This window comes from Flagellimonas amphidinii, from assembly GCF_013090115.1.
Lineage (GTDB): Bacteria > Bacteroidota > Bacteroidia > Flavobacteriales > Flavobacteriaceae > Flagellimonas > Flagellimonas amphidinii.
Window position 1 is genome coordinate 1 of the sequence record NZ_JABFNN010000040.1, and the last position, 25149, is coordinate 25149.

General features: G+C 38.9%; 21 protein-coding genes and 1 pseudogene. 13 read left to right on the top strand and 9 right to left on the bottom strand.

All coding sequences use genetic code 11. The annotated features are described in order from the left end of the window. Both HJC33_RS15005 and HJC33_RS15010 read right to left on the bottom strand, forming a co-directional pair. Window positions 1–530, bottom strand: a pseudogene (locus HJC33_RS15005) (hypothetical protein); the annotation flags it as partial. A gap of 58 nt (window positions 531–588) precedes the next feature. Further along, window positions 589–3495 (bottom strand): TonB-dependent receptor, encoded by a 2907-nt coding sequence (locus tag HJC33_RS15010; protein ID WP_171659663.1) that lies wholly within the window; start codon window positions 3493–3495, stop codon window positions 589–591. 179 nt (window positions 3496–3674) lie between these two features. On the opposite strand from HJC33_RS15010, the gene HJC33_RS15015 reads away from it, so the two are divergent. Both HJC33_RS15015 and HJC33_RS15020 read left to right on the top strand, forming a co-directional pair. After that, window positions 3675–4361 (top strand): response regulator transcription factor, encoded by a 687-nt coding sequence (locus HJC33_RS15015; protein ID WP_171659664.1) that lies wholly within the window; start codon window positions 3675–3677, stop codon window positions 4359–4361. Continuing rightward, window positions 4361–5416, top strand: a complete 1056-nt coding sequence (locus HJC33_RS15020; protein ID WP_171659665.1) for a sensor histidine kinase — start codon at window positions 4361–4363, stop codon at window positions 5414–5416. Before HJC33_RS15015 ends, HJC33_RS15020 begins: the two co-directional genes overlap by 1 nt. Here HJC33_RS15020 and HJC33_RS15025 read toward each other — a convergent pair. Continuing rightward, window positions 5341–6453 carry a glycosyltransferase gene (locus HJC33_RS15025; RefSeq protein ID WP_171659666.1) on the bottom strand — a complete coding sequence of 371 codons (1113 nt, stop codon included), beginning with the start codon at window positions 6451–6453 and terminating at the stop codon, window positions 5341–5343. The two genes, HJC33_RS15020 and HJC33_RS15025, sit on opposite strands and share 76 nt — an antisense overlap. 85 nt (window positions 6454–6538) lie before the next feature. Between HJC33_RS15025 and trmB the strand changes: the two genes are divergently transcribed. From trmB to HJC33_RS15060, 7 genes are all read left to right on the top strand, one after another. Further along, window positions 6539–7207 (top strand): tRNA (guanosine(46)-N7)-methyltransferase TrmB, encoded by a 669-nt coding sequence (gene trmB, locus HJC33_RS15030; RefSeq protein WP_171659667.1) that lies wholly within the window; start codon window positions 6539–6541, stop codon window positions 7205–7207. A 3-nt stretch (window positions 7208–7210) separates the two neighbouring features. Further along, on the top strand, window positions 7211–7840 hold the full coding sequence (locus HJC33_RS15035) for a LysE family transporter (protein WP_171659668.1): 630 nt from the start codon (window positions 7211–7213) through the stop codon (window positions 7838–7840). 6 nt (window positions 7841–7846) lie between these two features. Further along, on the top strand, window positions 7847–8173 hold the full coding sequence (locus tag HJC33_RS15040) for an MGMT family protein (protein ID WP_171659669.1): 327 nt from the start codon (window positions 7847–7849) through the stop codon (window positions 8171–8173). Window positions 8174–8292: 119 nt separating this feature from the next. Continuing rightward, window positions 8293–9432 (top strand): Mrp/NBP35 family ATP-binding protein, encoded by a 1140-nt coding sequence (locus tag HJC33_RS15045; protein WP_171659670.1) that lies wholly within the window; start codon window positions 8293–8295, stop codon window positions 9430–9432. A 2-nt stretch (window positions 9433–9434) separates the two neighbouring features. After that, window positions 9435–9674, top strand: coding sequence for a NifU family protein (locus HJC33_RS15050; RefSeq protein ID WP_171659671.1), 240 nt, complete (start codon window positions 9435–9437; stop codon window positions 9672–9674). Window positions 9675–9743: 69 nt separating this feature from the next. Beyond that, window positions 9744–10802: an NAD(P)/FAD-dependent oxidoreductase gene (locus HJC33_RS15055; protein ID WP_171659672.1), complete on the top strand. Its 1059-nt coding sequence runs from the start codon at window positions 9744–9746 to the stop codon at window positions 10800–10802. A 123-nt stretch (window positions 10803–10925) separates the two neighbouring features. Further along, window positions 10926–11258, top strand: coding sequence for a 2Fe-2S iron-sulfur cluster-binding family protein (locus HJC33_RS15060; protein ID WP_171659673.1), 333 nt, complete (start codon window positions 10926–10928; stop codon window positions 11256–11258). On the opposite strand, the gene HJC33_RS15065 is transcribed toward HJC33_RS15060, so the two are convergent. Then, window positions 11255–12991, bottom strand: a complete 1737-nt coding sequence (locus HJC33_RS15065; RefSeq protein ID WP_171659674.1) for an ABC transporter ATP-binding protein — start codon at window positions 12989–12991, stop codon at window positions 11255–11257. The two genes, HJC33_RS15060 and HJC33_RS15065, sit on opposite strands and share 4 nt — an antisense overlap. A 110-nt stretch (window positions 12992–13101) precedes the next feature. Here HJC33_RS15065 and HJC33_RS15070 point away from each other — a divergent pair, with 110 nt between their 5' ends. Then, the gene (locus HJC33_RS15070) at window positions 13102–15255 is read left to right on the top strand and encodes an acylase (RefSeq protein WP_171659675.1); all 2154 of its coding nucleotides are present in this window, start codon (window positions 13102–13104) and stop codon (window positions 15253–15255) included. Here the strand turns inward: HJC33_RS15070 and HJC33_RS15075 are convergent, their stop codons facing one another. After that, window positions 15256–15897 (bottom strand): hypothetical protein, encoded by a 642-nt coding sequence (locus tag HJC33_RS15075; RefSeq protein WP_171659676.1) that lies wholly within the window; start codon window positions 15895–15897, stop codon window positions 15256–15258. A gap of 180 nt (window positions 15898–16077) precedes the next feature. Between HJC33_RS15075 and HJC33_RS15080 the strand changes: the two genes are divergently transcribed. After that, entirely contained in the window at window positions 16078–16707 is a 630-nt protein-coding gene (locus HJC33_RS15080; RefSeq protein WP_171659677.1) for an outer membrane beta-barrel protein, read from the top strand. A gap of 119 nt (window positions 16708–16826) precedes the next feature. Next, window positions 16827–18092 carry an aminotransferase class V-fold PLP-dependent enzyme gene (locus tag HJC33_RS15085; protein WP_171659678.1) on the top strand — a complete coding sequence of 422 codons (1266 nt, stop codon included), beginning with the start codon at window positions 16827–16829 and terminating at the stop codon, window positions 18090–18092. A gap of 30 nt (window positions 18093–18122) precedes the next feature. Here the strand turns inward: HJC33_RS15085 and HJC33_RS15090 are convergent, their stop codons facing one another. The 3 genes from HJC33_RS15090 to HJC33_RS15100 all read right to left on the bottom strand — a co-directional run bounded on the left by HJC33_RS15090 (window position 18123) and on the right by HJC33_RS15100 (window position 21417). Then, a complete protein-coding gene (locus tag HJC33_RS15090; RefSeq protein WP_171659679.1) occupies window positions 18123–19262 on the bottom strand; it encodes an acyltransferase family protein in 1140 nt (379 codons plus the stop codon). A gap of 96 nt (window positions 19263–19358) precedes the next feature. Next, entirely contained in the window at window positions 19359–20519 is a 1161-nt protein-coding gene (locus HJC33_RS15095) for a helix-turn-helix domain-containing protein (RefSeq protein WP_171659680.1), read from the bottom strand. Between the two features lies 1 nt (window position 20520). Continuing rightward, complete coding sequence (locus tag HJC33_RS15100; RefSeq protein ID WP_171659681.1) at window positions 20521–21417, bottom strand: metallophosphoesterase; 897 nt, start codon at window positions 21415–21417, stop codon at window positions 20521–20523. 114 nt (window positions 21418–21531) lie between these two features. Between HJC33_RS15100 and HJC33_RS15105 the strand changes: the two genes are divergently transcribed. Beyond that, the gene (locus HJC33_RS15105; protein ID WP_171659682.1) at window positions 21532–23904 is read left to right on the top strand and encodes a GAF domain-containing protein; all 2373 of its coding nucleotides are present in this window, start codon (window positions 21532–21534) and stop codon (window positions 23902–23904) included. A gap of 2 nt (window positions 23905–23906) precedes the next feature. Here the strand turns inward: HJC33_RS15105 and HJC33_RS15110 are convergent, their stop codons facing one another. Further along, the gene (locus HJC33_RS15110) at window positions 23907–25100 is read right to left on the bottom strand and encodes a Pycsar system effector family protein (protein ID WP_171659683.1); all 1194 of its coding nucleotides are present in this window, start codon (window positions 25098–25100) and stop codon (window positions 23907–23909) included. Window positions 25101–25149 lie beyond the last annotated feature (49 nt).

Here is a 25149-nt window from a genome sequence, read left to right on the forward strand (position 1 = left end):
ATGATACCACCTACTTCAGCGGTAGCATCAACACCTTCTGTAGTGGTAGCTTCACCAGCGATAACCAAACCACCCCAGTCACCAGGTTCTGCGTTTGCAGAAGTAAGGATTACTGGATCAGAGGCAGTACCTTGAATATCGATTTCAGCACCTTGTTGGATAACGATATAAGTGCTAGTCTCATCTCCAGATTCTACCTGAGCAGTGATTGTAGTACCGGCAGGGATAGTCAATTTAGCACCAGACTCAACGCTAAATGAGTTTTCTAGAACGTAAGTTTCAGCTGGGTCTAAGGTCATATCTTCTGTGATTGAACCAGTAAGTGTCACTGATTCAGTAGGACAAGCATCACATGATCCTCCACAGTCAACTCCAGTTTCATCACCGTTTTGTATACCATCATCACAAGTGGCTACAGTACCATTGTCATCGGTAGGAGCGGGATCTCCATCATCGCTTTTACAGCCTGTCAAAACTAAGACAAAGGCTGTAGCGAAAAGTATTGAAAATTTCCAGATTTTCGTTTTCATAATTAATTAGGGTTTTTGAATTTAAATTTAATAGTATAGTGTTAGATACTTTTTTGTATTAGAAACTGTATTTAAGACCCAAACTAAAGGTTCTGCCCAATTTGTATGATCTTACTACATCAGTAATAATTTCTCTTGCAGGAGCATTAGGCCCCAAGCGAACATCTCTATCATCTGAGAAAGCCTCTAGTTCTGCGCGACTTTCAGAAGAAAGATAGTCTATGGTCTGTTTTATAAAGGGGTTGAAAAGATTTTGACCTGATAGAGATACTTGGAGGTTTTCTCCAAATTCTTTACTAACTTTTGCATTCAGTACGACAAATGCCTTTTCTAGGATTGCATCATTATATCTAGTGTCCCAGTCTTCTTGACTTCTAGCAAAACCCATCGCGAAAATCTTGTCCGAAGCAAAGCTTGCAGACATGTTGGCCACAAATTTGTTAGGCCCCGAAGTTTCCAAGTTTAAGCTTGAGTTTGCAATCCAATCAGAAGCCCCTTGTAGTGGTGCATCTATATTGGTTCCATATCTAAAGGTCTCAATGATGGCCCCATCTTCTGTAGTTCTTTCCAATAAATCCTGTTCGTGCCACATTCTACTTGCATTCAAAACTAAATTAAGTTCAGGGCCAACAGGATTGCCATCTTCGTCATTTATTTTTGGTTTTATCAAATCAATTTTAGACTCTACTTCAATTCCAAATATTGTGGCTTTGTCCCCTGTATTTCTAAAGGTAAATAAAGCACCATCAGAACCTCTGTTTCGTACTTTGTTGATGGGGTCTTCAATGGATTTGTAGAAAATGGAAGTTGAAATCAACTGTCCCCGTGTTGGAAAGAATTCCCATTTTATATCAAAGTTGTTAGAGAAAGATGCTTCCAAAGCATTATCACCCACAGTTCCAAATACTTGCTGTCCTGTTGGGGAAATATAACGGAAAGGTGCAATTTCTTTAAATTCCGGTAGTGTGATACTGCGGCTGGCTGCAAGTCTTAGGGCGTGTTCGTCATTAATGGAATACTTAATGTTCAAACTTGGGTAGAAATTAGAGTAATCTCTTGTAACACTTCCTACGTCGCCTCCAGGAACATTATTTACATCATAGTCAACAACAATTTCATCTTTCTGGTATCTAAGACCGGCGTTGAAATTCCATTTTCCAAATCCTGCATTGAAGACTGCAAAACCAGCCATGGATTCATATTCTCCAGAATATTCATCTTTTACTTCTCCTGCTTCATTGGATTGGAAAGAAGATATTTCGAGCAAATTGTTATCAAAGTTGGATTGTGAGAATATTTGATCTAAATCATCCAATGAGTTGGAGCTTGGTCTATTGTCATCCACATTGGAAACACCATAAAAAGTGGATTCAAAATCCCGTGTTTTTTGTCGATAATTGAACCCTAAATCAACATAAAAGTTCTTGGTGTCCTCATCAATAATTTTAAATCTGTCTTTTAATAGTCCATTGTATTCTTCGTCATCAATGATTTGAGAAAGTTTTCTGGATTCAAATGCACTGTTTTCATATAAAATCACTTCACCGGTTTCAGGGGTGAAATTGACAACGTTTCTAATACGATTTGGCTCATCTGCATTAAGTCTGTTGTAACTTACTGCCCAATCGAGTACATTTTTTTCGCCGAATTTGTGATTACCAATTAACTGAGTTACAAAAAGTCGGGTTTGTTTGGTGTTCTGATCTCTAAGAAAATCAGAAAAATTACCTATTGTTTCTTCCTGAAGGTTACCAAAACCATTTCTACCAGCTTCTGCAACAACATCATTAAGAGTGTTCACAAAAAGCGTTACCGATTTAACAATGTTCTTGTCATTTTGAAAAGTCAAGTCCAACATACCATTGTTTACCACTTCTGTTTCCCATTGGGAAAAGTCGGTAATGGAATCGGTCACAGTCACCTGGTCATATATAAGAAATACACCTGGGGTTCTAAATCTATGTGATTTAGAATTGGAAGCTGTGGCGAATATTTTGAATTTATTATCAAAGAAAGATTTACCACCACTAATATTAATGCCCATATTGACTGGAGAATCAATTGTACTGGCATCCCAAGATTGGTCGGTAACTTGCTCTAAAATATCAATGTCAGTATCATAGAAGCCAAGTGAGGTGTCCTCATAATTTGCGGATACCTTAAAATCATCATCAGAACCTTCGCCAATTGCATTAGTGTTAGCCCCAATGGAAACACCAACTTCCAGTTCACCTGTACCTGAGAGCTCCCTAGAGGCAATATTAATGTTACCGGATGCTTGATCCGCTGAAGTTGCAGCTGAGTAGGTTTTGCTTATACTTACGTTTTGGATTACGCGTGTAGGGAAAAGTCCAAGGTCAATATTCTTTTTTTCAATGTCATCTGATGGAATAGGCAACCCATTAAAAGTGGTGGTCAGGTATCTATCTCCAAGACCACGCACAAACACATCGCCAGAAGCCTCACTTTCGGTGACGCCAGATATTTTAGTGGCTGCAGACTTAACGTCAGATACACCTAAGTTGCTCAATTCTACTGCGCCAATACTTTCTTTGATTTCAACAGCCCTTTTCTGATCGAGCAGAAGTGCTGTTTCAGAGTCTTTTCTGGCCACGGTAACTACAACAACTTCATCGAGGGCAACACCCTGTGATGCGCTCATGGGCACATCTATGTTAGTTACTTTGCCGGCTTCAACCACAACATTGGGTATCTCAACCGTCTCATACCCTAAGTAGCTAAATACTATGGTATAAGTCCCTGGCTCTACACCAGAAATTTCATAAAGGCCATCAAAATCTGATGTAGTACCTATAGTGGTACCTTTAATGAGTATGTTTGCAAAGGCAAGAGGTTCATTGTTATATTCCTGGTCTGTAAGCTTTCCAACGATGTTTCCTGTGGATTGCTGGGCATTTGCGCATACAATGGTAAACAGCGCAGTAAGTAATAATTTCACTTTCATTATTAGGTAAGTATTTGGGGCAAAGAACGTCACGGGCTGTAAAAGCGATGTTAGCTCCGTGTTAAGTGTTTATTTGATAACCGTTACATTAATGTTACGACATTAAATGAATGTTAAGCATTAATCCCGTTATAGTATTATATTTACATTTGGATGATCAACTTATAAAATACCATCCCATGAAAAATAAGGATATCAAAATTCTCCTTGTTGATGACGAACCAGATATACTAGAAATAGTAAGCTATAACTTGTCTTCTGAAGGCTATGAAGTATTCACGGCCAAGAACGGTTTGGAAGGCGTTGCCAAGGCTAAAAAGAAAAGCCCACATTTAATCATTTTGGACGTAATGATGCCTGAAATGGATGGAATTGAGGCTTGCGAAGTAATTCGTAATACACCTGGATTGGAAAACACCATTATTACTTTCCTTACCGCAAGAGGTGAAGATTATTCACAAGTAGCTGGTTTTGATGCTGGAGCTGATGATTATATTACAAAGCCCATTAAGCCAAAAGTGTTGGTGAGTAAGGTAAAAGCTTTGTTAAGAAGGTTGAAAGAGGAGAAACAGGAAGTTGAGGATATTGTCAAAGTGGGCAATATTGTTATCAATAGAGAGGAGTATAAAATTGTAAATGACGGTGAGGAAATTGTACTGCCTAGAAAAGAGTTTGAGCTTTTGTCTCTATTGACATCAAAGCCAAGTAAAGTTTTTAAGCGGGAAGTGATTTTGGACAAGGTATGGGGCAATGAAGTTGTTGTAGGTGGGCGTACCATTGATGTGCATATTAGAAAACTACGTGAAAAAATTGGGGACCATCACTTTAAAACCGTTAAGGGCGTAGGGTATAAGTTTGTTCTGTAATGGCCATTCAGCTTAGGAAATCCTATAAGTTTGCCTTAAGGTCTTCCCTTCTTATTACAGCTTTTACCACAGTACTGTTCGTTGTGTTTCTTGTAAGTACGGCACAGATAGATTGGTGGTACACAACCATTTTTGCACTAAGCTGTTTCATTATTTGTTTTACAATACTTCAGATTCGTGTAGAACGATTTATCTATAGACGTATAAAAAAGATATACGATGATGTATCGCTTTTAGAGTCTTCTACATTTTCCTCCAAGCCGGTAATTACTGATATGAAGACCCTTACCCAGGAAATAGAAAAATTTGCTGAGGGCAAGAAAATTGAAATAGACACACTTAAGATCAGGGAGGAATACCGAAAGGATTTTCTTGGGAATGTATCACATGAATTAAAAACCCCTCTTTTTACGGTCCAAGGGTACATATTGACCCTTTTGGATGGCGCAATGAAAGACAAAAAGCTCAGGGAAAAATATCTTGAAAGAGCCAATAAAGGCGTGGAGCGCTTAATTTATATTGTCAAGGACCTAGATTTGATCACCAAGTTGGAGGTAGGAGGTTTAAATTTGGATAGGGAAGATTTTGATGTCATAGAACTTATCCAAAATGTATTTGATCTTTTGGAAATGAAGGCAGCTCAAAAAGAGATTACCCTTACTTTTGATATGGAATACAAACATCCCATTAATGTAAATGCAGATAGGGAAAAGATTCAACAAGTGGTCAGTAACCTTTTGGTGAATTCAATCAAATATGGATCTCCAAAGGGAACCACCGAAGTAAGTGTGGAAAATCTTATCAAAAATAAAGTGATTGTTCGGGTGACAGATAATGGGGAAGGAATTCCTAAACAGCATATTCCCAGACTTTTTGAACGTTTTTACCGTGTGGACCAAAGTGGAAGTAGAAGCGAAGGGGGTTCTGGCTTAGGACTTTCCATTGTTAAGCACATCATTGAGGCCCATGATGAAAAAATCTATGTAGAGAGTGAAGAAGGTGTGGGCTCCGAGTTTTCATTTACTTTGGAGAAAACAGCAAACAGTTCTTCATAGTCTGTAGTAGTTTCAAACTGTGTCAAACCTTCAAAATCATCAATTCGGGCCAAATCCTCAAGCCTAAAATCATTTTGATCAGCATAAGGGACTAGATTTTGTTTTTCCAGTCTTTTGGCCAAATATTCTTGCTCATATTGACCCGGTGTGGGAATAAAAAAGGCTTTTTTCTCAAGTTTGGCCAAATCCATTACCGTAGTGTACCCCGAGCGACAGAGTACTTTGGCACTTTCATTAATGGTATCTTGTAACTCTTGGGATTGCATAAAATTACAGAGAGTCAATGTGCCCTTTTCGGTTTGTATTTCTTCTTTGGATTGAGTTTCTTCAATTTTTCCTTTCACAAAAATGGTTTTGCCTTCAAACTGCTGAAGTTCTTTCAAGAGTTTTTCTTCTAGCATAGTGCGTTGGGGTTCAGGTCCAGAAAGCAATACCATAAGATCATACACTTTGGATGATTCCTTTTTTTCAAACCTGCTCAAAGGTCCAAGGTATTTGATGTTCATTTTGGATTTTTTCAAGTGCCCCAACTTTCCGGTCAAATTGGGTTTGTCCTGAACATCCGGGACCCAACACGCATCAAACTTTTTAATGATTTTTTGATGCGCTTTGGAACTCATCCAAGTAGTATTTCCTGAAAGCACGTTTAATTGGTGGGTAATGAAGGCACAGGGTACTTTTTTGTAAAATACCCCTAAACGGTTATCAGAAATAATGCCGTCCAAATTGTGTTCTTTGATCAATTGTTTCACGGCCTTTTTTTCTTTGGCCATTGCTTTCAATACTTTTGGAGAATCCCATATCATCTTAATTTTGAAATTTCTCCCTTTTTCGGCATAGGTGATTTTGTACGAAGGCAATTCAAAAGAAGGCAATTCCGGGAATTCTTTTTGCAGCAGGGACAATGCCACACCATCCGAAGCAATATAGGGTTGGTGGCCATGGGCCAATAAAGCGTTGATAATGGGGATACATCTTGTGGAATGTCCCAGTCCCCAATTTAGTGGAGCTACTAAAATGCGTTTTGAATTTTGCATAACTGCAAAAAAACAAAAACAAAATTGCTTTAGGATTTCCTTAGTTTTGCCAAAACATTAAATTTTAGTTCAATTTAGTTGCCAAGTGGGAAGCAAAAACAAACTGAAAAGATTCAAAGAGAACGAAACTTTCACCAATGTAATTCAGCCAACAAGGGATGAGGTGTTGCAAGGATTTAAACTGAAGGGCAATTGGGCTTCTTTCTTTGACAATGGCAATCCAATAGTACTGGAATTGGGTTGCGGTAAAGGGGAATATACAGTTGGTCTAGCAGAAAGAAATCCAAACAAAAACTACATAGGGATTGATATTAAAGGGGCTCGATTTTGGAAAGGGGCCAAATCCGCTCTTGAAGAAAAATTGGATAATGTAGCTTTTCTTCGCACTCAGATTGAGATGGTGGATTTGCTTTTTGATGAAAACGAAGTTGATGAAATTTGGATTACTTTCCCAGACCCTCAAATTAAATACAAGCGAACCAAACATCGACTCACCAATCCCGAATTTCTGAAGAAATATCGGCAAATCCTCAAACCTGATGGAATTGTAAACTTAAAAACAGATAGTGAATTTATGCACGGCTACACCCTTGGACTTCTGCAAGGTGTGGGGCATGAAATTTTATACTCAAATCATGATGTCTATAACAATGAAGGAAGTCCAAAAGAAGTATTGGAAATCCAGACTTTTTATGAAAATCAGTATCTTGAGAAAGGAAAACCAATTACGTACATCCAGTTTAGGATTAACTAACCAATGACCCATATTCTCATATTATTTTTTGCTACTTTCTCTGCTGCTTTCATGGCAACTGTCCCCCCAGGATTGCTCAACATGAATGCCGCCAAGACCAGTGTTGAAAAGGGAAAGGTGAACGGGGTTATTTTTAGTTTGGGTGTCTCGTCCATGATTATGGTACAGGCCTATGTGGCAGTGCTCATTTCAAAATTTCTTTATAAAAACCCTGAGGTAATAGACATACTGTTAAAAATAGCGATTGGGATATTTGCCTTTTTTGCCATTTACTTTTTTGTTAATGCAAAAAGAAAAAAGAAGCAGAAATTGAAAAAGGTCAACCTCAGCAAAAAGAACAGTTTTTTTAAAGGATTGCTGCTAGCTGCACTAAATTTGCTGACGATTCCATATTATAGTGGCCTCAATGCCATGTGGAATGAAGCTGGATGGATAAAATTTGAAGCACAGGACATCACCACCTTTGTTGTGGCGGCTGGGGCAGGGACTTTTTCTGTCCTTTATCTCTATACCTTCTATTTTGACAAGTTGGAAACCAAGACCAACCGATTTTCAAAAAATTCGAATTATATATTAAGTGCCCTCATGTTGGTGTTGTTGATTATCACTTTAATTCGGATATTTTACAACTAGTTGGGTATGGAAGAGAAGAACTTTTTTGATAAAGTTTATGAAGTGGCTAGACAAATTCCCCACGGAAGGGTAACATCGTATGGGGCCATCGCCAAATATTTAGGAGCGGCCCGAAGTGCAAGAATGGTGGGTTGGGCCATGAACAATTCATCAGCTAAAGATGTCCCAGCCCATAGAGTTGTTAATAGAGTTGGGGTGCTGACGGGCAAACACCATTTTGATGGAACTAGCTTGATGCAGCAACTTTTGGAAAATGAAGGAATCAAAGTCGAAGACAACCAAATAATTGATTTTCAAAAACATTTTTGGGACCCTTCCAAAGAATTACAATAAATAGATTGGGGTTATCCCACCATCTTCATTTTCAATCCCCAAACTTCTTAATCTCCACCCTAAGGCGTATCTTTGTAAGATAGAATCTGCATATACGACTGCAGATAAAAACAGGATCAATGAAGCTGAAAAAAGCAGACATTCTTAAAGCATTGGAAAAGATTTCCGCTCCCGGAGACGGACAAAATATGGTGGAAAGTGGCGCTGTGACCAATGTTCAGGTTTTTGGGGATGAAGTGGAAGTGGATGTCACCATAAAAAACCCCAGTCTTCAGGCAAAAAAGAAGACAGAGGTAGAAATATTGAAAGCCATACACAGAGAGGTGTATGAAAAGGCAAAAATAAAGGTCAACCTAAAGGTTGATGCTCCTTCCAAACCGAAAGTAAATCAGATCAAAGGAAACCCAATTCCGGGCATACAGAATATTATTGCTGTTGCTTCTGGTAAAGGTGGTGTGGGGAAATCTACAGTAACTGCAAATCTAGCGGTGACTTTGGCAAAAATGGGATTCAAAGTTGGACTTTTGGATACGGATATTTACGGTCCATCCATTCCCATTATGTTTGATGTGGCTTTAGAAAAGCCTTTGTCCGTCAATATTGATGGTAAGGCCAAAATGAAACCGGTTGAAAATTATGGGGTCAAATTACTTTCCATAGGATTTTTCACTCAGCCCAACCAAGCGGTAATTTGGCGAGGACCGATGGCTTCCAAAGCACTCAACCAGATGATTTTTGATGCTCACTGGGACGAATTGGACTTTCTGTTGCTGGATCTGCCCCCGGGAACTGGGGATATCCACTTGAGCATTATGCAATCCCTTCCTGTAACTGGAGCTGTTGTGGTAAGTACACCACAAGAAATAGCTTTGGCAGATGCAAGAAAAGGAGTTGCTATGTTTCAGCAAGAAGCGATCAGTGTGCCAGTACTCGGTATTGTGGAAAATATGGCCTATTTTACACCAGCAGAACTGCCCAATAACAAATACCATATCTTTGGACAAAATGGAGCCAAAAATTTGGCAGAAGATTTAGGAGTACCCTTTTTAGGAGAAATTCCTTTGGTACAAAGTGTACGAGAAGCTGGAGATGTTGGAAGACCTGCTGCATTGCAGACAGCAACCCCCATAGAAGCAGCTTTTGAAGAGTTGACTAAAAATGTAGTTCAGGAATTAGTGAAAAGAAACACTGATCTTCCGCCTACAGAAGCAATAAAAATTACAACAATGGCTGGTTGTGCCGCCGTTAAAAAGAAATGAGCATGACATCAGAAGAAATAAAAAGCAACGTTGAGAAAGCACTTGAGGAAATAAGACCTTTTCTCCAAAGCGATGGAGGGGACATTACATTGATTTCCATAGATGATGATAATTCCGTAAAAGTAAGACTGGAAGGGAATTGCATTGGTTGTAGTGTTAATCAGATGACGCTTAAAAGTGGAGTGGAGATGACCATAAAAAAATATGCTCCCCAAATACAAGAAGTTATCAATGTCGGATAGCCTGACATAAATCATAATTCCTTCCTGGTACAAATCTTAAGTTGCGCAGATATCTAAAACCGATTCTGAATGATTACAACCGATATACTAATTATTGGAGCGGGACCTACGGGTCTTTTTGCCGTTTTTGAAGCTGGACTTTTGCAGCTAAAATGTCATTTGATTGATGCTTTGCCACAAGCTGGGGGACAGTGTTCGGAAATCTATCCTAAAAAACCCATTTATGACATACCGGGATTTCCTGAGGTTTTGGCCGGGGAGTTGGTGGATAATCTCATGAAACAAATAGAGCCGTTTCAACCCGGGTTTACATTGGGTGAACGAGCTGAAACCATTGAAAAGTTGGATGATGGAACTTTTGTGGTCACCACAAATAAAGGGACACAACACCATGCTCCAATTGTTGCCATAGCGGGAGGTTTGGGAAGTTTTGAGCCGCGTAAACCGATTTTGGAGAATCTAGCCCAATTTGAGGACAAGGGTATTGCTTACATGATCAAAGACCCTGAGGTTTTCAGAAACAAAAAAGTTTTAATTGCCGGTGGAGGTGATTCCGCTTTGGATTGGTCTATCTTTTTGGCCGATGTTGCTTCAGAAGTAACCCTGGTGCACCGAAGAAATGAGTTTAGAGGAGCCTTGGATTCTGTAGAAAAAGTACAACAGTTAAAAAATCAAGGAAAAATCAACTTGATCACCCCTGCTGAAGTTGTAGGTCTGCAAGGGGATGACAAATTGGAAAAAGTTCGTATCAAAAAAACAGATACTTCGGAAGAAATTGAGTTGGAATTGGACAACTTTGTTCCTTTGTTTGGATTGTCGCCCAAACTAGGGCCCATAGCCAATTGGGGTCTGGAGATTGAAAAAAATGCCATAAAGGTGAATAATTCACTGGATTACCAGACCAATATTCCTGGAATTTATGCCATAGGAGATGTGAATACCTATCCAGGAAAACTAAAACTTATCTTATGCGGATTTCACGAAGCCACCTTGATGTGCCAAAGTGCTTACCAACGCATTTATCCTGATAAAAAATATGTGATGAAATACACTACCGTTGGAGGTGTAACTGGGTTTGATGGTAGCAAAAAAGAAGCTCCAAAAGCTGTAGTCAAGGCTATTGAATAGGTTTCGGTTACATAACAGTAGCTGTAATACTTGTTATGAAATGCATAAACCAGTTTTCCACAATACTTAATATGTGTAATTTCGCCCTTCAAATCGGAGCTATCCAGTACATCAATTCAGGAAATGAGTGATATAAAAATTAAAATAACCGATAGAGATGGCATTTTACATGAAGTTGACGCTCCTACGGACATGAACATGAACCTGATGGAAGTGGTACGTTCTTATGAACTTGCCCCAGAAGGTACAATTGGCATATGTGGGGGAATGGCCATGTGCGCTTCCTGTCAGTGCTACATTCAATCTGACCATGAACTTCCTGAAAAATCAGATGATGAGGAGGCCATGTTGTCCGAGGCATTTAATGTGGAAGAAAACTCACGATTGGGTTGCCAAATCCGTATTACCCCCGATCTTGAAGGATTAGAGGTAGAGTTGGCTCCAGAAGAACTCTAAATCCGTGCTTGGTAGGTAAACAGATTGTAGTATCTTCCTTGGGAAGCAATCAATTCTTCATGAGTGCCTTGTTCTGCAATTCTACCGTCCTCAATTACTAGAATTTGGTCAGCTTTACGAATGGTGCTCAAACGGTGTGCAATGACAAATGTGGTCCGCCCTTTGGTCAGTTGCGCCAAGCTCTTTTGAATTAAAGCTTCGGATTCTGTATCCAAGCTAGAGGTAGCTTCATCCAATATTAGAATTTTTGGGTCAGCTAAAACAGCTCTGGCTATGGCAATGCGTTGCCGCTGTCCACCAGATAATTTTACACCGCGCTCTCCAATTAAAGTGTCAAGGCCTTCATCAAACCTGTTGGTGAATTCATCTACATAAGCCGCTTTCACGGCCTGCTGCAATTTACTTTCGGATGCATTGGGTCTTGGGAAAAGAATATTTTCCCTAATGGTTCCTTCAAATAAAAAGTCATCTTGAAGCACTACGCCTAGATGCTGACGAAAACTATTGAGATTCACTTTTGATAAATCTTTTCCATCAATCTTAATAGTTCCTGAGTCGGGTTTTAAAAAACTAGCGGCCAAACCTGCAATTGTAGATTTTCCAGAACCTGAACTCCCCACAAGCGCTACTACATGTCCCGACTTTACTTGAAAACTTATGTTATGCAACACCTCTTTTTCTTCTTCATAAGAAAAGGAAACATTGATGAAATCCATGTTTCCCAAAATAGAGTCCAATTCAAGGGTGCGCTCGCCTTCTTCGGCTTCTTCCGAAGTGTTCATCAACTCCTCTGTGCGATCTAGCCCTGCCAACGCTTCTGTCAATTGACTGCCAATATTGCTCATTTGTACAATTGGGGCTATCATCAATCCCAATAAAATGGTAAACTGAACAAATTCTCCCACGGTCAGACTTCCTTCAATAATTTGATAGCCGCCATACCCCATCACACTGGTGGTTGCCACACCCAATAAGAAAATGGACGAACTGGACATGAAAGCTGTGGTCGTCAAGCTTTTCTTCACATTTTGGTACAACCGATCTACACCTGCTTCAAAAACCTCTTCTTCCTGCTTTTCAGCATTGAATCCTTTAATAACGCGGATTCCGCCTAGGGTTTCTGTTAGCCGTCCTTTGACTTCGGCGTTTATTTTTCCTCTATTTCTGAAAATAGGTCGTATAATTTTAAAGGCTTTTAAAGCAATCACTGAAAATATAATCAGTGGAATGAAGGTTATCAGCGTCATGGGTACACTGATATCCAAAAGCAGAATCAAGGAAACTACCGCAGTAATTGTTCCTCCCACTAATTGCACCAGTCCTGTTCCTATCAAATTTCGAACGCCCTCTACATCTGACATGATTCTGGATACCAGAGCTCCAGACTTTGAGTTGTCAAAAAAGCTTATGGGCAGCGCCAATACTTTTTTTTGAACCTGTGCGCGTAATTCTGAAATTAAGTACTGTGCTTGTACGCTTACTATTCGGGTTAGTAAAAATGAGGTTATAGCTTGGATTAAAATGGCTAACATTACTCCTGCCACCAAATATTTGAGCATGGTAAAGTCTTTTTTTACAATAACATCATCAATGAGGTATTTGGAGGCAATGGGAGCTACAAAACTTGCAGCTTTACTTATTGCAATTAGAAGCAAACCAATAAGCACCAACCTTCTTTTGGGCCAAATTATGGTTTTAAATGCTGTGAGAATACTGACTTTTTTTTCTGCCATAGCTGATGGAAAGAATGTGCAAGTTACTTCAAATTTTGAGTAAAAAAGAACAGCGAGGGATTACATCATTTTATTTTTATCTTCACTCAGCAATCCAAAAAATCATCCAAATGAGAACCATAGTTATAATTGTGATGTTGATATTGTCCTCTTGTACTAAAAAAGAACTTACCGAAGCGGAAAAATGGCAAGAACAGGCCCAAAATATCACCATTATTCGTGATGATTTTGGAGTGCCCCATATTTATGGAAAAACAGATGCAGATGCTGTTTTTGGATTATTATATGCCCAGTGTGAGGATGATTTTAACCGTGTAGAGCAAAATTATATATGGGCCACGGGACGCTTGGCAGAGGTAGAGGGAAAAGAAGCCCTGTACAGCGATTTGCGCGCTAAATTATTCATGACAGAAGAAGAGGCCAAGGCCAATTATGAAAAAAGTCCCGAATGGTTGAAGAAACTTTGTGATGCCTTTGCAGATGGAATCAACTATTATTTATACACCCATCCAGAGGTTCAGCCCAAATTATTGACCCGTTTTGAACCGTGGATGCCCATGTATTTTAGTGAAGGCAGTATTGGTGGGGATATAGAACGGATTTCAACTAAAAAAATTCAACGATTTTATGAGAATTGGCAAGAGATTCCCGAATTAAAACTTCAAAAAAGAGCAAAAATAGAAGAGCCGCAAGGTTCCAATGGCATTGCTATTTCTGGAGATTTGACCCAATCTGGGAATGCGATGTTATTGATCAATCCCCATACCTCTTTTTATTTTCGGGGAGAAGTTCATGTGGTCAGCGAGGAAGGATTGAATGCCTATGGAGCAGTGACCTGGGGACAGTTTTTTGTCTATCAAGGTTTCAACGAAAAAACAGGTTGGATGCATACATCAACCTATACCGATGTAATGGATGAGTTTAAGGAAACCATTGTTCGAATGAAAGATTCCTTATTTTATGCGTATGGGGAGGAACTAAGACCAGTAAAGACTTCCAAGGTTACGCTAAAATACAAGGAGGAGGATATAATGAAGGAAAAAACCTTTCCCATGTACCATACCCATCATGGACCTATAACCCATATGGGAGATGGTCAATGGACAGCTTCAGCGATGATGTGGGAGCCTATCAAGGCTTTGGAACAGTCCTATGTCCGAACTAAACAGAATGGGTATGCAGGGTTTCGAAAAATGATGGATATTCGGACCAATTCTTCCAACAATACAGTTTATGCTGATGCCGAAGGTAATATTGCTTATTTTCATGGCAACTTTATCCCTAAAAGGGATACCATTTTTGATTACAGACAGCCCGTTGATGGGAGTAATCCCAAAACGGATTGGCAGGGACTCCATACCGTAGATGAAAATATTTTGGTGCTGAATCCTGAAAATGGATGGATTCAAAACTGCAATTCTACCCCATATACTTCAGCATTGGAATACAGTCCTAAGAGAAGTGATTACCCTAAGTATATGTCCCGCGACCAAGAAAATTTTAGAGGAGTGCATGCTATTGAATTATTGAAAGATGGGGATGGCTACACTTTGGATAGTTTAATCGTATTGGCCCATGACCCCTACCTTCCTGCTTTTGAGGCATTGATTCCGGGATTGGTCAAAGCATTTGATGCCAACCCAAATGAAGAATTTCAAGAGCCTATTGAAGTCTTAAGAAATTGGGATTTTACCACTTCAAAAGAATCGGAGGCTATGACACTTGCACATTATTATGGAACTCTTTGCTATCAAAAAGCAATACGCCCTGAAGGAACGTATCCTATGCAGTGGGTTGAATTTTGGGGAGGAGAATCTCCGGATTCAGAAAAACTAGCTTTGTTCACAGAAACGGTAAATAGGTTGAAAAATGATTTCGGTACTTGGAAAATGCCCTGGGGAGAAGTGAATCGCTATCAACGTATCAATGGAGCAATCCAACAACCTTTTGATGATGACAAACCCAGCATCCCGATTGGTTTTGCCAGTGGGCGATGGGGGGCACTGGCGGCATACGGTGCGCGATATGATAATGGCACCAAAAAGATTTATGGAACCCGTGGGAACAGTTTTGTGGCCGTAGTGGAGTTTGGAGAAAAAGTAAAGGCAAAAACCATGCTGGCAGGAGGGCAAAGCGGAAACCCAAATTCACCTCATTTTGATGATCAGGCACAACGTTATGCCGACATGCAGTTCAAAGATGCTGCTTATTATAAAGAAGATGTGCTAAAAAGGGCAGTTAGGACATATACTCCGGGAGAATGACTACTCTTCCTCTTTTACAATAATGAGGCTGGCGCGAGAACCTGTGGAAAGATTCCAGCGGTTGTTGTGGATGACTTCACCCTTTTCATCGGCAACTACTACTTGAGCGGTATTGGGGCCAGATGAGCCTTGGTTTAATGCTTCAAACTCAATTCTGTTAAACCCTTGGGTCAAATCTATATTGATTCCCTTAAAAGAACCTGTTAGCAAGAGATTATATTCAACTATTTCGCCGTTCAAATAAATTTTGATTCTATCTCCATCCACATACTCGTGATCGCGACAAACAATACCAACAAACTTTGCTGAAGTTTTGATATCACCTAAATATTGGTCACCATAATGTTTATTGGAGCCTTTTTTTTCCTTCTCGCCTACTTTAGGGTCTATTTTTAAATCATGACCAGCCTGTACCAATTCTTTATCCGGTAACATCTTTACCCCCGGCTTTTCATTTTTTGAGGTAAGATTCTCATCCAGCACAGAAGGCATACGCAATGAAGTGCCTTGATTACTGGATTTAATATCCAAGTTGTTCTGTTCTCCAATTTTTAAAGGACGAGTGGTTGGAATATCCCCCTGCGCATGAAGCAAAGAAATACCAAAACTAAATAACATAAGAAAAAGAAGAAACCTTTTCATAGCAACTTGGTCGTATTGTTTTACTAAAGTTAACAAATACCTTGCCATGAGCATAATAAAGAGAAGTTAAATCGTTCAATTGAACTGCCCAAAGTTAAAATCATCACAAACTAAATTTTATGGAATCCTGAGGAATGATACTTGATGCTACAATGCTTTAACTTTAAAATTAATCAGAAAATGAAAAAAGTACTACTTGTTACACTTTTTGTAGGTGCCATTAGTTTGAATGCACAAAATTCGGAAAATGACAAACGAATCATTCCTAAAGGAACTTGGAATATTGGCGGTGATTTTTCTTTTGGATTGAGCAATTTAGAATCCAGTAGTGGAGATGTTACTGTTGAGTCAGACCGAACTACAATCTCATTATTTCCCAGAGTTGGTTATGCATTTGATGATAATTGGATGGTAGGTTTAAAAACGGGATATGGATACAGCCGTTTTGAAAATGAGAACAATGGCAACTTTGAAGGAAAAGGTGAATCTATTACTGTGGCTCCTTATGCTAGAAGGTATTTTGGGGTTGGTAATAAGCTACTATTCTATCTTCAGGGAGAACTCGGCTATACTGGCTCATGGTCTGAGAGTTTTGGAGATATGACTCCACGTTCAACCTCTAGCGCAGACGAGTTTTATGTTGCATTCAGACCCGGAGTTACCTTTTTTGTTTCCAATCGGTTAGCCTTTGAATCTTCCATAGGAGCATTACGGTATTCTACAATTAAAAGGGACAGATTCAGAAGTAAAACGTTTGAATTAAACTTAGATTCATCGAATTTACTTTTTGGACTTTCCTATTACTTTTAAATTGAAAATTATTAGGGATAGAGCCTGCAACTTTGTTGCAGGCTTTTTTTGTCCTTTTATTTTGATACCTAAAATTGTAAATTGTTGCAGAGACACATATCAGAATTAATTCGCCAACAATGAAAAAAAGACAATTTTTGAAGTATATGGGGAAAGCTGCTATAGCAACACCCTTTGTTTCATGGACTGCCAATGCCAATAAGGTTTCTTTTGAGACAAATACTTATCCTACCATTATAGATGATAGCTTTTGGAAACGAATTCGGGAAGATTTTGATATTAAGCCAGATTATGTGAACCTAGAGAATGGGTATTACTGCATTACGCCCAAACCTATAATGCAAAAACTACAGGAGTACACCCAAATGGTGAATTATGAGGGTTCCTATTATATGAGGACCAAGCAATGGGAAAATAAGGAAAGAGTAACCGCCAAATTGGCCAAATTTGTAGGGAGTTCTCCAGAATCTATAGCAATTACAAGAAACACTACCGAGTCTTTGGATTTAATTATCGGGGGTTTTCCATGGAAAGAAGGAGATGAGGCCATTTTTGCCCAGCAAGATTACGGGGCCATGAAAGATCATTTCTATTTGATGCGGGACCGATATGGGGTTGTTTGTAAGGAAGTTTCCGTTCCCAACCATCCCAAATCTGATGATGAAATTGTTGCCTTGTACCAATCACAGATTACTCCGAAGACCAAACTGTTGATGGTCTGCCATATGATAAACATCACGGGACATATATTGCCTGTTCGGAAAATATGTGATATGGCTCACAAACACGGTGTTGAAGTAATGGTGGATGGGGCTCATGCCATTGGTCATATTGATGTGAATATTTCTGAATTGAATTGCGATTACTACGGTTCAAGCTTGCACAAATGGTTGAATGCGCCTTTGGGTGTGGGATTGTTGTATGTTGCTCCCAAAAACATACCCAAAATATGGCCTTTGCTTGCCGAATACAATATAGATGAAACCGATATTCTCAGATTGAACCATACTGGAACCAATCCTGTACATATTTATTTGGCAATCAACGATGCCATAGATTATTTAGGAAGGATTGGCATTCAACGAAAAGAAGAAAGATTACGTTTTTTGCAAAAGTATTGGAGCGATGCATTACGAACTGTTCCAAATGTTGTGGTCAATACGCCTGAAGAGACTCATAGAAGCTGCGGAATTGGCAATGTTGGTATTACTAACATGAAACCTACAACTTTGGCCAAAACCTTATTGGATGAATTCCAAATCTGGACCGTGGCCATTGATGGGTTCAATGTTCATGGTTGCAGGATTACACCCAATATTTACACAACAACCAAGGAGCTGGACACTTTTATCGCCGCAATGAAAACGCTGGCCAAACGTGTTTGACCAGCACATTACTTAAAGTTTCAACTGGTTTTAGGTTTTAACCGTACTCTTTTTTAATCCAAACAGGGGATGTAACAACGGAATCCGAAGGATAATCAAATCATAGATTAACCAACTAACACCAAAAGTTCCTATAACAAGAATGGATGCCTTTGGGAAAAAGCCCCAGTTCAAATCCATAATATAATAGGCAATTACCACTGTAATGGTCTGATGAAGAATATAAAAGGGATAAACAGACCTATTGGCATAGGCCAATCCCTTGCTAGGTCTATTCAACCATTGTGCCGCATAGGCGAACAATACCAATATCCAAGACCAAAGATTGGTAATTTTCAAAAAGGCTTCGCTTAAATGTTCAAGCCAACCATCTTTTTCAATAAAGAGCCATCTACATATCAAAAGGGTAAAAGCAACAACTCCAATAATCAATGCTTTTTGTTTGATGTTGACCAAGGCATTCCAAAAAACATCCCCACAAGAAATCAGCACAAAGCCGTAAAAGAACAATAATATATAGAACAAAATGGTAAACCAATCTCCCACTAATGCATGGGTGACTGGGAAAAAGGGTTCTACAAAAGCTTCCGCCAAAAATAGAGGTGCAATAAAGAGATAAATTCCCAATGACTTTTGAATCAAGGCTTTAATCCATTCAATAAAACGGGTTTGATGTTTGCGCAGATGCACAAAAACTGGCGCAAGAACAACGGAAAACAAAAATAGATAGGGCAAGAACCATAAATGGTGCCAACTCAAATTACCTTCGGGATAGGGCCCTCCCCTAAAAAGTTTTTCTTGATAAAAATCCAAGTAAGAGCCTACAAATTCTCCATTGGCGATGCGTTCAAAATAGATTTGGGGAGGAACTATCAACAACATACCTACAAGCAGAGGAATGCCAAGGCGTAGATAGCGTTCCAGAACAAACTTGCCCATGCTTCTTTTTCCAAGCGCATAATAAGTACCCATTCCAGAGATTACAAATAGGATAGGGAGTCTCCATTGGTTTAAAAATAGCATGGGCCAACGAATCCATTCATAGATAACATTGTTTTTGAGGTGCCATCCCCATGGGACAAAAAACATGCCCACATGGTAGAAAATTAGCAATCCAAAAACAATGACCCTTAGCCAATCCAAGTCGTAACGTCTAATACTTTTTTTCATGATGAATAAACTTTCAGCAAAAGTGGAGTTTGCTTCTGTAAAGCTGTTTAGTATTTATGCTGAATGCGTCCTGAATTGTAATTCTGGAGAAAAAACCTAGTTTTTTTGTTTTAGAAAAATAGATGGAGAATGTCCAGTATGTTTCTTAAATGCATTGTAAAAAGCTGATTTTGAACTGAACCCAACTGATTTGCCAATGGCCTCGATGGTTAGATTGGAAAAAGCAGGGTCTAACAGTCTTTCCTTAGCGGTACTTACCCTTTTTTGGTTCAGATAATCATTAAAGTTGAGACCTGTTTCAGAATTAATGGATTTAGAGAGGGTGTTTGTGCTGGTCTCAAGTTTTTCAGAAAGGTCTTTTAATGAAGAATTTTGAACCAAAAAGTATGTATTGTCCTCAACATAGGCATCAATATCTTCAAAAGAAAGTGAATCACTGGTAAGGGTTTCATATCTGTCAGCAATCCATGAATTTTCAAAAAACCTGGATTCTGAAAGCACAAAAAAGGAGCTCATAAATGCAATTGCGGCCACAAAAATTACTATAAAATGATCGCCACCGTCATCTTCATAGTTTAAATAGATGATGAACACCATGGCCAGTAGAAGAATTAACAACAATACTGTGTTTCTGGTAAAAGCGTATTTGTCAATTTTTACTTTCTGGGTTGGCAATTTCTTCTGTTTTTTCTTTCTGTAAACAATGATTCCACTCAACACCAAATAAAAGGTGAAACTGGCCAGCATGATCCATCTGAATTCATCTTTGATGAATTGATATTTATAAGTCACCCAATCGGGAACGGAAACCATGGGAATGTCATCATGGTATGCATCTAAATAAGCATTTAGTTTTACGGAAATGGGATTCAGGAAATATCCTATCTGGGATACCAAATAAAGTAAAGGGACCAAAAAGTGTATCCAATGCTTTTTAAAGGTGATGGGTTTTCGCTCCAAGAGCGCATAGACAAAAAAGTAGATGGTTGGGGCGATCATCAGTACAAAAACTTCTGTGGAGTCGTTAAATTGAATCAGATACTTTATGAGACCTGTATAGCACAAATAAGTATCAGTACAGACCAAGGCTTGGAAGAATAAAGACCATCCGAATATTCTAATAGCAGAATTCTTTTTGGAACGAACAAAGATGACCATCCCTAAAAAATAGGTCTGAACAATGCCCAAAAACATGATGTGCGATGCTAAATTGTACCGCACTGGGATTTGATCTATGATATGTTGAACGCCATCCATGTTATTGTTCCATATAATCCCTTAGTTTTTCAGGTCCTTCCAATAAAACTCGTACAATCTGAAGAGTGCCATCCACTTTAGTGGAAATGTGCCATTTAATGAGTGAGATTTCTCCGTTGACTATTTCAATTCCGGTAATACTTCTAGGGTGCACACAACTACCATCGTTAAAAAAAGGTATTTGTCCTGGTTCGGGAAACCTTGGTCTGTGGGTATGTCCCGCAATGGTGATTCTTAATTTGTTTTTAAGAATCCAGCGTTTGATGCGTTTTTCAATTCTGATCAGTTCTTTGTAGTTCTTGGCGGGACTTGTTGGGTCAGCAATTCCAACAACCTGTAAAGGTTTCCAAAGTACTCTAACCAAAAACCGGCCGATTCGCCAGCATACATAGTTCCACCAATCAGCTTGGTGTCCGTGGGTGCAGAATAATTCTTGTCCTGTTTCCGAATGCTTCAGAATCAACGCTTCCTGATATACAATTCCTTCAAATAAAGCTTTATCAGAATCATCTATGGGTTCAAAATAACTGGAGAGATGTTTATCCACGTAGTTTGGATCCCGGTAAACCATATCGTGGTTGCCCCAAACCATGTACAACCGTTTTTCCAAATGAAAGCTTCGTAACAATTGGAAAACGTTCTTATGGGCCTCAAAAATGGAATCAAAGGTCAGGTTTTCCCAAAGCTCGTCCCCATCACCCAGTTCACAATAATGAAACCCTTCTCGATAATAGTGATTGAGTGCATGGAAATAGATATTTCTGTTGTTGGCAAAGTCATCTGCAAAGCTATTATCACCTCTGTGGCAGTCACTAAAAAGAATAAATTTTGAAGTATCATCAAAGGGAATGACCTTGGCATTGTTATAGGCTCGATCTAATCTAGAGAAGGAAGACATGCAAGAAATTTTACTAAAGATCAAAAAAAATGGACAAATACATAAAGATTCTCTTAACAAGGGGGCATTTTTTCTTTTTGTAACTTTACCAGCTAAACCTCGACTAACAAACGTATGCAGCAAAATTACGATGGAGAAAGCCCACTTGTTCAGCTGGTCAGTTTCAATAAATTATTGGAACATTATGATGAACAGGCGAAGAGCAAGGACAAATATCTTGCTGATAGGGCTAAATATGTTTTGGATGCACAAGCCCCTTATCCTGAACTAAGGGAAGGCTTCAATGATGTTAGTTTGTTGGAGAAGCACAAGGATATTATTCGCATAATCCTTGCCGATACTTTTGCTCCCGTACTTACACAAAATGAAATCAAAACGGCCTCAACTCCTTTTGAAAACATTGTTTTCAATTCTTCGAAGCGGTTTCAGGATATTATTAAAAATGCAGGAGAAGGATTTGAGTTGAAAATCCGTAACATGGCCATGGACCTCAATTACATTATGAAATGTAGTGTAATATTGAACTTTTACTATGGGTTTAAAATGGATTTCAGAAGACCTTTGTTCTATGATATTCCAGATGCCAATGGTGTAATGCGACACTATAGAATTCTGTACAATGCGGATTTCATGGAAATCATCCCCACGGAAAAAAGTAAGGAACTTACCCAAGAGGATGTCAATGAGCTTTTGGAGAATTTTGGTAATGTTGAGCTATGGAAGGAAAAAATCCCACCCAATAGTTTCATTTCCAAAGGGTTTGTTGTTTCGAATATGTTTGATGTAACTGCTGAACATTCCATATCTGAGATCAAATCAACCCTAATAGGTGGAAACAAAAGGTCCAAGGAAAGCTTCATGGAAAGTTTTCAAGATACCTTTAGGTCCTTGTTCAACCTGAAGAAGATAAAAGTGGGCTTCGCAGGTTACGACTCCAATGCCAATCGTTTTCTAAAGGTTCATGGAAAGGGCATAGAAAGCTATATTTTAAATGGAAAAGAAATGGAGTCATGTGATACCATGCTCTGTGAATATTCCAAAGGAAAACTGTTTCAGGAAAGCACTTATTATGCTATTTCCAATGTAGAAAAATACTATGAAAGAAGCGGTGGAACGCAACCGTATAAAAATCTCTACGATCAAGGCATAAAAAGTGCCATTCTGGCCCCAATTTCTGACAATGGAAATCTTTTAGGGGTTTTGGAATTGGTTTCAACTACAATTAACGAGTTGAACAGTGTCAATGCCATCAAGTTGGATGATGTAATGCCCTTTATCGTCTCAGCCGTTCTACGATCTATAGAGGAGCAGGAAAATCTGGTGGATGCCATTATTCAACATGAATGCACCACGGTACACTCTTCAGTCTACTGGAAGTTTCAAGAAGAGGCCAAACGTTTTATGACGGATGAATTGGCCGGAAACCAAGCAGTATTCCGAGAAATTGTATTTAAAGATGTTTATCCGTTGTACGGACAAGTAGATATTAAGGAATCCTCCAAGCAGCGCAATATTTCAATTCAGCGGGATTTAATGATTCAACTTTCTGAAATCAACAGTGTTCTGGAAGTGGCCATCAAAAAATTCAAATTACCTATTTATGAAGAACTCATGTTCCGAGTTAATCTTTATTTGGATGAGGTGAAAGATGCCATGTATACCCACACAGAACAATCTGTTTTCGATTTTGTAAAGGATGAGGTAAATCCAATTTTGAAGCATCTTAAGAAAGAAGATGAAGAGCTGAGGTCACTTATTGAAAGATATGAGTCGCAAATAGATGAGACAACAGAATCCTATTATGACCATCGCCGTAACTATGACGAAAGTGTAATGGAGGCCAATAAGCAGTTAGCATCCTTGTTGGACAAAAAGCAGATAGAGGCCCAAGCCATGTTCCCACACTACTTTGAGCGTTACAAGACAGATGGCGTGGAGCACAACCTGTATATTGGGAGCTCCATCGCCAATGACCGTGAGTTTGATGAACTTTATCTGAACAATTTGAGATTGTGGCAGCTTCAGGTAATGTGTGATATGGAGAACAAATACTATGAGCTAAAACCTAAGTTACCGGTTAAGTTGGATGTAGCTTCCCTTATTTTGGTCTACAGCACCGCCATGTCCATACGATTTAGAATGGATGAAAAACGATTTGATGTTGATGGGACCTATAATGCCCGATATGAAATCATTAAAAAGCGTATAGACAAATCCTACATTAAAGGAACCAATGAAAGATTGACGCAAAAAGGAAAGCTATCCATTGTGTATTCCCAAAGAAAGGATGAGAGAGAATACATGCGTTATATCCAATTCCTTAAATCAAAAGGCTATTTTACCAATAATATTGAAATAGTTGAATTGGAAGGTCTTCAGGGGGTTAGTGGTCTCAAAGCAATCCGAGCAGAAATCCTGTACGGAAAAGATAAAAAGTCGAAGCGTTCCTACACTTATGATGATTTAATGGAGGAGTTGAAATCCTAAGATTAAAAATTCAATCGATCAGGGCCAAAAAACCTAAAGGCAATCCCAAAAGCGATTACTGAAATAATCATGCCCACCATGAAAATGTTATAGGTAAGCCTCAGGATTTTATACTTTTTGTTGAGGACCAATCCCAAAAAGTAAAGGTCTTTGGTAAGTGAAGAATATACGTAGTCTTTATCTTTAACCAATTCCTGAAGGGCCCACTCGTAATCTTCCAGTTTCATTTTATGAAAGTTTCCAAAGAACAATAGATTCACCTTTTTTTGATTTACATCCTCTTTAGTGAACTCTCCACTGGTAACATTGGGTCTTGTTGCTAGAATAGATAATACCATGGAGACCACACTAAAAATGATAAAGATTACAGTAGGGTAAATAAGGTATGTGTTGGAAGGGTTGTCCAACTTCGGAATGAGATTGGCCAATACCAAAGAGATAATGATGGCATTTACCGATAATAAGATGTTCGCTTTGGTATCTGCAATATCACTTAATTTAAGATGGTTTTTAAGGGTGACTCTGTAGAGTGTTTGTACACTTCTATCCGGACTTTCATTTTTATATTTTGCCTTAAGGGCCTCTTTTTTGGCAATTTCCTTTTCAGCTTTTTTTTCTTTGACCAGTTGTTTTAGGTTTCGCTCCTTACCTTCTTCCCAGTTTTCCTTGGCGTAATCTGTGTAGTATTGATGTTCATTGCGGAACATCTTTATGTTCTCGTCCCGCCAGTCTTTATTAGTGTATTTGGCCACACCCAATTTTTCTAGTTCCTCTTTGAGGAAATCTGTAGTTTCCCAGTAACTTCTTTGTGCAAAATGGGAACTGTCGGCATCTCTTATAATTTCTTCCGATAAATTTGTGGGCTCATGGTAGCGCTCAGTGGCCAGAATGTAGGAACAAATACTTTCAATTGCTTCTTTATCATAACCATTCTCATTCAGAAATTTTTTTGCAATTTCACAACCGGCCTCTTCATGCTTTTTAATGGTTTTGGTGTAGCCGGTGTCATGGAACCAAGCTGCCAAAATTAGCTTTTCATTCTCGGCCTCATCAAGATTATAGAAATTGAGTAATTCTTTAGTACTTTTAACTACACGCTGGGTATGGCGCAAATTGTGGTAAAGGAAGTTGGGATCCAATAGGTTCTCTAAAATTTCCGTGACAAAGGATTCAGCTTTTCCAACAATTTCCGACATAATAGTGCTTTAAAACATCCAAAATACAAAATTTTGGAATCAACCTTGT